This is a genomic window from Legionella shakespearei DSM 23087 (assembly GCF_000373765.1).
Classification (GTDB): Bacteria; Pseudomonadota; Gammaproteobacteria; order Legionellales; family Legionellaceae; genus Legionella; species Legionella shakespearei.
In genome coordinates, this window is record NZ_KB892400.1 from 1 (window position 1) to 10,303 (window position 10,303).

Sequence of the window (10,303 nt, forward strand, 5' to 3'; positions counted from 1 at the left end):
GCCGAATACGTCCATACCGGAATGCCTGCGTGCACACTACTGCTTATCAATAGACTGGCACCCGCCACCCAAATGCCTAAACATCCTTTTGTTTTCTTATTGTGTTTACTCATGATGCTCCAAGTCCTTATGAAAGGTACGTCACATTCAATAACACCCCGTTGGTGTACAGGTGATTCAGCTTCAAGCCACTGTTTAAGCTTTGCCCCGCATCACGCCCCAACTCACTCTTGCCCCAATCGGCAAACTCATAACCCGCTCCCAACTGCCAGTGCTCATTTAAGCTCTTTTGCACGCCGGCACCTAATGTGTACGTAAAGGCCGTTTGAGTATGGCTCGCGAAATTGGGATTAGGCAAGGCTTCAAAAATCAATGGCGTATTGCTAAACCCATGCGCACGGTTAAAGCCAATCCCTAAACTGCCGCTTACCCAGGGAGTAAGCCAGCTGCCACAGTCATAAAGTAATTTCCCCTTAACCGCAACACGGCTGTGCTGCACCTTATAAGCATACGCATGATTATCCAATAGCGGGTCGGCATCATCCCATATCACACCTTGAGCTTTTGCATTCCCGGAAAGACCCAAAGCCAGACCCACCTGTCCCAGCCAATCCCCACTCAAGCGCTTTTGGCTTCCCAAAAACAACTCCCCAGAGGCCAGCGCCTTACTTGACTTATACGCGACATAAGTCTTTTCTATCTCGGGCGTTAAATAAAAACTCTGGCTCTCCCCTGTTTTTGACCACACAGGACCAATACTCAAGGTTCCTACCCATCGGAACCCAGTATCAGGCACCGCAGAACCCATAGTACCCGCTGATACGCCACCCCATAAAACAATCCCACTTAACCCAAACAGCACTCTGGCCTTTTTCATTCAAGTATCCTCTCCATTTAATATGGTTTTGTTCGCTCTTCTAGAGTAGCAAATCAACTCCATAAAGCATAGCCCTGCAACAAAGCGCAATGAGGCCCTGTTGACTGTTGACTGTTGACTGTTGACTGTTGACTGTTGACTGTTGACTGTTGACTGTTGACTGTTGACTGTTGACTGNCTGTTGACTGTTGACTGTTGACTGTTGACTGTTGACTGTTGACTGTTGACTGTTGACTGTTGACTGTTGACTGTTGACTGAAATTATCCGCCTTTTTTATGCTTATTGCAATATAAAAACACCAAAATAATCAAATAATTCCAATAGACATGCTGATAATCATTTTTATGGCTTGCGTTTTACTTGCTTGCGCAAACGTTTCATACGCTTCCATAATATCTTCAAAGTTAAAATGATGACTAATGAGGAGATTAGGATCAATTTTTTTAGAAGCTACCATTTTGAGAAGCGTAGGTGTAGTAATCGTATCAACAAGCTTTGTGGTTATCGTGATATTTTGTGACCACAATCGTTCTAAATGAAGAGGGGCTTCCGCACCATGAACACCAATGTTGGCAATAGTGCCTCCCGGTGCGACTATATTTTCACACAGCACAAAAGTCTCAGGTATACCAACCGCCTCAATAGCCGTATCAACGCCACATTGGGTAATCTCCATTATTCTGTTAATAATGTTTTCATTACCTGAATTCAAGACAAAGTGAGCACCAAGTTGTTTTGCCATACTCAAACGATGTTCATCTTTGTCAATCATAATGATTAGAGAAGGTGAATACAGTTGAGCAGTGAGTAATACTGCTAAACCAATAGGCCCTGCCCCTACAATAGCAACGGTTGATCCTGGCTGGATTTTTCCGTTTAACACACCACATTCAAACCCCGTAGGGAGAATGTCACTTAACATAACGAATGCATCGTCTGTAAGATTAGGGATTTTATAAAGACTCGTATCAGCATGGGGAATGCGTACATACTCAGCTTGTGTCCCATCAATGGTATTGCCAAGATTCCAGCCCCCATCCTTACAATGAGAATACATACCACGTCGACAATATTCACATTTGGCGCACGCAGAGATACATGAAATCAACACCTGATCACCAACAGAAAGAGAGCTGATATTTGACCCAATTTCCTCAACTATGCCAATGCCTTCATGGCCAAGAATTCGTCCTGGGGCACACGTGCTAACGTCCCCTTTAAGAATATGGAGATCCGTGCCACAAATGGTTGTTTTTGTAACTTTTAAAATAGCATCAGTCTGATTTTGAATTTTTGGTTTTGGACGTTCTTCAATGGATTTTTTATTTTTACCTTGATAAATAAGTGCTTTCATGTCTTCTCTCAACGGATGATTAAAAAAACACAGTATTCGAAACTACCCTGTGTACTCAGCAAAACAGTAATTTCTCACAATAAGTAAATAATAGCTGCATTTTCAGATTTTTCATGAATACTAATTATTCGTACTGGCCCCGAATCAAAAACACAGGCCCCCCATGATGAAACTTATCTCACCACTATAGTTAACGTGAGTTATAGCCAAACTTATTGAGGCATTAATCGTAACTGAGTCGTTTCGTGCACCTGTTTGCAATAAGTCTCTTTTATAAAAAATATACTTAATATGGCTCCAGCGACAATCAATGCTATAAGTAACGAAAAGCTATTTTGATAATGGATTAGCATCGATATGGATAACGGTTTCTTCTCTAATACCCAGCCCAATAATGGTGCGCTAAATGCCGTATAAAACATAATGACTGAGTTGTTAAACGCTAATCCGATGGTAAGATAGCTGGCTCGACAGTACTCACTCATTACAGCAAAGCCAATACTTTGCCCACTGGCACCAAATCCAAAGATAAAAAAGCAGGCTAATAAGAGCCACTGATATAATGGCGAATATATAATTACTAACAAACTCAATAAAACACACAGGATACTGAATATCATGATTGGTTTTCGGAGTTGGTATCTGTCAGACAGATATCCTAAAAACGGGCATCCTATAGCATAACCCAACCAGGCCAAAGATATTAAATAAGCCGAAAAATGTGTGGACAACCCTTTGGCAACCAAAAAAGTAATTCCTTCATTTTCGGAAAAATACTCCAGTGAGAAATAAACCAGAGCCGAATAAAGGCCTATGTACCATACCTGTTTTTGTTTTAATAATTGGCGTATGTTGAAATAAAATGATTTTGGTCTTGATAAAATAAAAAATGAATCATGTTGCTGCCTGTTAGATTCTACAAAATAAAAGATCAAAGCGGTCAAACCAGCCCCAAGGCATGAAAGCGCAAAAAATAAGCTGCGCCAACCTTGTAAGTTTGAGGCCAAAATAGAACTCAAAGGACCGGCTGCGAACAGAGGCCCCATAGTACCAATAAATTGAGACAGTCCAATAAACAGCGCAATATTCTTTTTGGGTAACCAATCATAAACCGAGAGCAAAAGGCATACAAATCCAAAAGAGGAACCTAATCCCATCAAAAACCTGAAAAAAAGTGCTGAAGCGTAGGTTTGAGAAATAGCAAATCCTAAAGTTGCAATAGTGCAAATCATGGCGGCAAAAAGCAGAGTTTTCTTTAACCCGTAACGAACGGCTATCACACCTACTGGCAATTGCATAATGCCATAAATTACCTGATAGGCAGTTGTGCTCAGTATTGCAAATTGTATTGCAGACAGATTAAGCTCACTCATAAGTGACACTTGAAATATTCCCAGTACCGTCCGCAAAAAAAATTCGTAAAGAAAAAATAATGAGCAAATAAGCCATATGATAAGGCCACGAACAGTCATCTCTTATCCTTTATTAATGATAAGTAATTCAATACTTATTTTTCATTATATTGTTCCCCCCAGGCTTCAATGACAGTTTCAGCTCTGTTGTTGTCCAGGAAGGAGGCGATTTTAAAAATGGATTGACCCTCGTAAATTAATGGATGGCGGTTAATTCCAACCACAATTCCATCAGAAGGGGATTTAATAGCCTCAGGGCTTCCTGCACCAAAAGGATCGTTAATGAAGCCAATTACTTGTTTTTTGCGAATTAATTGCCCTAACTCTACCTTAGAGGTTAAAACTCCGCTTTTGTGGGAGTAAATCCAGTCTTGATCTTCTGAAAAGATAGATTTGAACGAATCAGATAACAACTCAGGAGCAGTATGCAACATATCAAGGGCATGTAATATTCTGTATATTCCATTCAACCCCACATTGATGGCTGATTCATTAAAGCGCAAAGCCTCCCCAGCCTGATAAATAAGTAACGGAATATTCAGTGCTTCTGTAGTCTTGCGTAAGGAGTTTGATTTTATGGGCGTATTGGTGATGACAGGCGTTGCGAAATGCCGGGCTAAAGTCTTACATTGGGTATCTGAAATATTACAATATATCTGAGGCAAAATGTCGTGGTTTATTGCACCGCTTTGTAATTCAATACAATAGTCAGCTTTTGATAATATTTCTTTAGTGAAAATATAAGCTATTCGCTCTCCATATGTTCCATCGGCTTTACCAGGAAAGCAGCGTTCAAGATGAATTTCATAAGATAAGGTTTTTAAGTGACTGACTAAAGACAATACGTTGAGTACAGGGATAGCAATTAAAGTACCCTTTAAATGTTGAAGCCTCCCTGGCTCAAGTAAGCGATTGATGATTTCCAAACCATTCAGTTCGTCACCTTTTAATGCAGAAAAAACGAGGACGCAGGGCCCGGCTTCTTTTCCGTGCACTACTTTGATAGGCATGTAAAATGAGGTACATGAATAAAGTTCTGGAAGGGGTAAAGCCAGATTTGCTATTTCACCAGGATGTATTGTTGCGTCACAGATGGTTAAATTTGAATTTTTCATAACAGTAAAGTAAAGGGAGCTACCTCATAAAGTTAAAGTGCTGTTAAAAAGATTCTAACAAATTGAGAGGGATGGTGCAAAAAGCATTCCCCCTATGTTCTCATCTGCAACTGGCGAAATATCCGTATAGTACAACGATGTTTATATTGTAATCTCAATGTACAATTTATCACTAGTTATTATGTTATTAAAGGTTAGAGTATGAGTTCTTATCACCAAATAAAGCGTGCACTACAGAAATGTATGCAAAATAATTCTCTGTATTGGATATTAAGCAGAACAAATTTAGGTCAGGCCATAGCCCATCAAGATTCAAGTCCGTTAAGCTTTTACCATTTCCTAAAGGCATGTGCTGACAGTGCATCCATTACCCATTACTGGTTCCGCTCTTTATTGCCTTCAAATAGCATTGCGCAGTGGGAATTCACTAATCTCATACATATAGCACTGGTACTTGAAAATAATGGGTTATTGACCTATGAAAATGCCGCTATGATAGAAGCGACTACGCTTGTAAATCTTACATATAATAAAGAGTTCACTACTCCTGGATTAATTCTCTCAACCAGAAGGCAGTCTCTTTATCCATTCTATTTGGAAATCAATGATCTTATATTCAGAAAATGGATGTGTTATTCGGACGTATCTTTGATCTTAAATAATGTGAAACGCCTATGGCACTTAAAGAATGCAGTAACCTATTTAAGTGATAAGGAATTGTTGACACAAGAGCACTTTAATTTGGTAATACAAAGCGAGTTGGAGGCTGAATCAGTAGCTATTAAAATTGATTTCCTACATCAAAGCAGGATTTTTTCGCTGGAGAATCTGGAAAAAATCAAACGATGCGATACAAATGCTTTAGTAAAAATGGACAAAGCAGGTATTTTATCTTTAGATAACTGGGATACTCTCCTGAATCAACCTTTATCAGAAGGACAGGTTCAACTCATTGATGTCTTGTATCGACGAGGTCGGTTACATCAAGATAGTTTTAATCAAGTCTTACGCGCCAAACACCCTGGCGAGATCGCTCGAGATTTATCCTGGCTCTGGGATCGAGAAAAATCCGATGAAATTTATGGCGAAGATTGGATTGATATGGTCAATAGTGATTCTCCAGTGCTACTGCATAGAATTTTACGCATTTTAAGAAGAAATCCTAACCTCGATCCAAGCAGGCAGCAGGAAAAAAGAGAAGCCATTACACAACTTCCGAATCTCAATGGCATTTACTATGTCATCAATAACTTGGATTACTTAGGGCATTTAACAGAAGAAATATTTAACAAAATAATAGTTCTCAATATTGATTCAGAATTATTTTCACAATCGTATTTTTTCTATAAGGGTTCTGATTTCGAAGAGCAGGTTGATTTAATAACTCTAATAAATCATGCAACACCAGACTTATTAGCCCAGGCAATCAAAGAATTATATGACCATGGATTATATAATCAAAAAACACGTGACCTGATCATAAACAGCCCTTTGCCTCTGGAAACAGCCAACGATATTGTATTATCAAAGAAAACCGCTCCCGTTAAATGTAATTCAACTGTTCCGACTTATTTAACTAAATTGAGCCTGCTCTCACAAAGGGTGAATAAAATAGAATCTCAGACGCAAGATACATTGATTGGAGATAGTGAGCACCCCAGTTTTAACCCACATTAACGCGGTTCACGCAACTACAGGAAGCAACGGTACAACTAATTCGTAGCCCGGTCTGCTTGCAGCCGGGAACTGACGATAGGGACACAGCTTAAGTTCTAACCAAGTCTCCATTCCCGGCTGCAAGCAGCTGATTCTTCTACACATCTTTGCCATTACCCGATCTACGTCGTCCTGAGCGCGTCTTTTTGCGCGAAGGATCTCCTGAAAAACGGCATGGTGCCAGTATTTGGAGATCCTTCGCGCAAAAAGACGCGCTCAGGACGACGTAGATCGGACTACAAAAACAGCATATTGTTGAATTTAATTATTTTCTAAGTAGAATCCCTTCTGTTCAGACAGTCCAGAGAAGCATCAAGGGAAAAAAGTATCATTTTTACTTTTAAATCATTTCTTATAAATGAATTATTTTATGGAGACCATCATGCCAAAAGATATACCGCTACGCGCCTTCTATCCAGAAATATCACCTAATGAAGAGCATATGATCGCAGTAGATTCCGGACATGAACTGTATGTGGCCAGTTATGGGAATAAATCAGGCATCCCCATTATTGCACTTCATGGCGGCCCTGGATCCGGAACATCACCTTATTTTGCGCAATTTTTTGATCCAGAAAAATACCATATCATCCTTGCTGATCAACGCGGTGCAGGAAAGTCCACCCCAAAAGGCAAAATGGAAGCAAATACTACTCAGCATTTAATAGCTGATATAGAAATCATTCGTACATTTTTTAAAATAGATAAATGGGCCGTTTTTGGTGGGTCCTGGGGCTCATCTCTGGCTTTATTGTATGCAGAAGCTCACCCGGATAAAGTGCTCGGATTGGTTTTACGAGGTATATTCCTGGGGAGAGATAACGATGTTTCAGCCTTTGTACGCGAAGGTTGTCCGGCCGCCTTAATGCACAGCAAACAGTGGGCAAAATTAAAAAACCATCTCACAGCATTAATTAACAAATCGGAAATGACTCATCTGTCAGTAGAAAAAGATAAAATTTATCATATATGCTTTGAATTGTTACAACATCCCGATGAGGAAATCAGATCTGAAGCAGCAGGAACGATTGCAACATGGGAAAAGTTGAATTCGTACCTGGAAATTAATGAAGATGAATTGGTTTTGGGCAGCAGTCCGGATGGGGTCAATATGGGCTTAACTGAATCAACTTATTTTGAGCATAGCTGTTTTATTGAGCACAATCAGATTTTAAGAGACATTGCTCGCTTAAAAGGAATTCCAACGTTCATTGTACAAGGTAAATACGATTTGGTATGTCCTCCTTATATGGCAGATGAGTTGGAAATTGCTATGCAAGAAGTGAATGGACCGGTAGAAGGTTTGATAACCAGGTTCGATACCTTGGCTGGACATTCACAAAAAGAGACAGAAAATGTGAGCGCGTTGATTAAATCAACTGATGAATTAGCAAAACTGTATGAAGGTTTGTACTGCGATAAAGCGACAGCTGTGAGTCGCTCAAGCCAGGGAGGAATATTCACTCTCCATCAAGCGACTACAGACTCCCCGCAATTTGGTACCTCATTGAATCCATTTTAAAATGGTTTTTTTAACTCTATTCGTAGCCCGGTCTGCTTGCAGCCGGGATCGAAGTGGCACCATCCCGGCTGCAAGCAGACCGGGCTACAAAAACTGAACAAAAATTCCGCTCCTTAACAGTCGCGGCTCGGTTTTCGTGTGTTTGTATTTAGTTTATCGTGCACCAGAAAACCGAGCCGCGACTATTAAGGAGCGGAATTTTTTAAAATACGTGCCAATATAACTGTTCCGCTTCCTGACGGTCGCGGCTCGGTTTTCGTGTGTTTGTATTTATTTTATCGTGCACCAGAAAACCGTGCCGTGACTGTTAAGGAGCGGAACTTTTTGAAGTATTTGCCAATATAACTGTTCCGCTTCCTCACGGTCGCGGCTCGGTTTTCGTGTGTTTGTATTTAGTTTATCGTGCACCAGAAAACCGAGCCGCGACTATTAAGGAGCGGAATTTTTGTTGAGGCACCAAGAATGCAATTTTTAGCATTCCTGTCAAATTTTGCCGCCCCATCATATCGTTATCCATCCTGCCGATCGTCTGTACATCCAAGTTCCCCGTAAAGCCATAGTGGACTATTTTTTGCATTAAGATCGCCGAATTGATCACCTGGTGTTTTTAAAAGTCACCCGGAAGTACGTGATGTACCTTTTTAAAGAGTAGAGAACCGTCCCTATAACTATTTTAAAGAGATACCGACATGACAAAGCAAAAAAAAATATCACACATAATAATGATGGGAGATAGCTTAAGCGATAGAGGCACTTCGGATAAAACCTATGTATTTGGTTGCATCCCGATGAGATGGCTTGCCGGTTTAACGAATACCTCACCCAGAGGGCGATTTACCAATGGTTATGTCTGGGCGGATGTTATTGCTTCATTCTTTGCGAATGACTTCATGATTGCTCAGCTCAAAAGGAAATATAACTATTCCAATGACGACATAGCGGATGCCATCGTGAATAAGGAAAAGAGAATTCTCGATCAAATCATGTATGACTATAATTTAAACAATGACCTCTTTGTTAAATATGAAGGACATGATTTTATTCGCTCCTATGATCAAGGCGGCTTGAGTTCTTATGATTATTCCTGGTCTTTGAGCTCAAGCATCACTCGCTTTATCAGCCGTATTATCCTGCCAACACTAAAAACCATGCGCGATCGAATCCTGGCTTACGATAAAAAGAATAAGCTATCTGATGCGAGAAAAAGGGAAACACTGATCATTGAATGGTCTGGCGCAAACGATTTAATTACGGTTAATGCAAAACCTTCTATAGACGAAGTCAATAAAGCAGTTAAAGAACGGGTAAAAAATGTCGAAATTCTGCTGAAACATGGATATAGAAACTTCGTTTGGTTTAATCTCCCTGATTTGTCACTTACCCCACGCTTTCAGAATATGGCGGGAGCAAAAGGAGATGAAGCACGTAACAATGCGCATGATTGTATTGAATATTTCAATCAGGAGTTAGCAAATGCCTGCGAAAAACTTAAAGTGATGTATCCGCATTGTAACTTTGATTTATTTGATATCAATTCGGTCTTTGTTGATGCGTACCAACATCCAGAGAAGTATGGACTGGATTCTGCGAAATTAAAAAAGGCCTATACCACCTCTGATGATTTTCAAATGTTACCTAACGGCACCTCACCAGCCAAAGGGTATGCTTTCTGGGATGATATCCACCCCACTGCGAACGTACATGCCGTACTAGCGAATAAATTTTATGAAAAATACAACATAGAATACAAATTTACAGAGCCTGGAATAAAAGAAGAAACCTGCGATATCTCTAAGGCCGATTTGGAAAAAGCGTTTCGTGTACGTTATGAAATGAAGCTGGCTAAAGAGAAAAGCAAATTTTTTGGTTCCAGAGAAAAGCCTGGCATAGATTATAAAAATTCTTGCCTCGAAGATCTGTTGAAATATGCTCTGTATGGACATGCAAAAATAGCGCATGAAGTGCTCGTAGATTTACAATGGATTGATGAAGCAGACAATGCCAAATTAAATATCCCCATCCTCAAAAAGACCATCGATACGGTCAGAACAGAGCACGATAACCCGCCAATACTGGCTAAAGCGCAATTAAGCTGAAGATCTACGGGGATCTGTTAGTGAGGGGCGAGTTTTGGATGTAGCACAATGCCGTAGCCCGGTCTGCTTGCAGCCGGGATCGAAGTGGCACGATCCCGGCTGCAAGCAGACCGGGCTACAAAAACTGAACAAAAATTCCGCTTCCTCACGGTCGCGGCTCGGTTTTCGTGTGTTTGTATTTACTTTATCGTGCACCAGAAAACCGAGCCG

General features: G+C 40.4%; 7 protein-coding genes. 3 read left to right on the forward strand and 4 right to left on the reverse strand.

The window, feature by feature from the left end; translation table 11 throughout:
• Positions 1 to 127: 127 nt before the first annotated feature.
• From B094_RS0108210 to B094_RS0108225, 4 genes are all read right to left on the reverse strand, one after another.
• On the reverse strand, positions 128 to 877 hold the full coding sequence (locus tag B094_RS0108210; RefSeq protein WP_018577326.1) for an outer membrane protein: 750 nt from the start codon (positions 875 to 877) through the stop codon (positions 128 to 130).
• 308 nt (positions 878 to 1,185) lie between these two features.
• Complete coding sequence (locus tag B094_RS0108215) at positions 1,186 to 2,232, reverse strand: zinc-dependent alcohol dehydrogenase family protein (RefSeq protein WP_018577327.1); 1,047 nt, start codon at positions 2,230 to 2,232, stop codon at positions 1,186 to 1,188.
• A gap of 212 nt (positions 2,233 to 2,444) precedes the next feature.
• Entirely contained in the window at positions 2,445 to 3,704 is a 1,260-nt protein-coding gene (locus tag B094_RS0108220) for an MFS transporter (protein WP_018577328.1), read from the reverse strand.
• A gap of 35 nt (positions 3,705 to 3,739) precedes the next feature.
• Positions 3,740 to 4,759 (reverse strand): succinylglutamate desuccinylase/aspartoacylase family protein, encoded by a 1,020-nt coding sequence (locus tag B094_RS0108225; protein ID WP_018577329.1) that lies wholly within the window; start codon positions 4,757 to 4,759, stop codon positions 3,740 to 3,742.
• A 201-nt stretch (positions 4,760 to 4,960) separates the two neighbouring features.
• On the opposite strand from B094_RS0108225, the gene B094_RS0108230 reads away from it, so the two are divergent.
• The 3 genes from B094_RS0108230 (at position 4,961) to B094_RS15945 (ending at position 10,093) form a co-directional block, all read left to right on the forward strand.
• On the forward strand, positions 4,961 to 6,436 hold the full coding sequence (locus B094_RS0108230) for a hypothetical protein (protein WP_018577330.1): 1,476 nt from the start codon (positions 4,961 to 4,963) through the stop codon (positions 6,434 to 6,436).
• A 421-nt stretch (positions 6,437 to 6,857) separates the two neighbouring features.
• On the forward strand, positions 6,858 to 7,997 hold the full coding sequence (gene pip / locus B094_RS15940) for a prolyl aminopeptidase (RefSeq protein ID WP_018577331.1): 1,140 nt from the start codon (positions 6,858 to 6,860) through the stop codon (positions 7,995 to 7,997).
• A gap of 689 nt (positions 7,998 to 8,686) precedes the next feature.
• On the forward strand, positions 8,687 to 10,093 hold the full coding sequence (locus B094_RS15945) for an SGNH/GDSL hydrolase family protein (RefSeq protein ID WP_018577333.1): 1,407 nt from the start codon (positions 8,687 to 8,689) through the stop codon (positions 10,091 to 10,093).
• Positions 10,094 to 10,303: the final 210 nt, after the last annotated feature.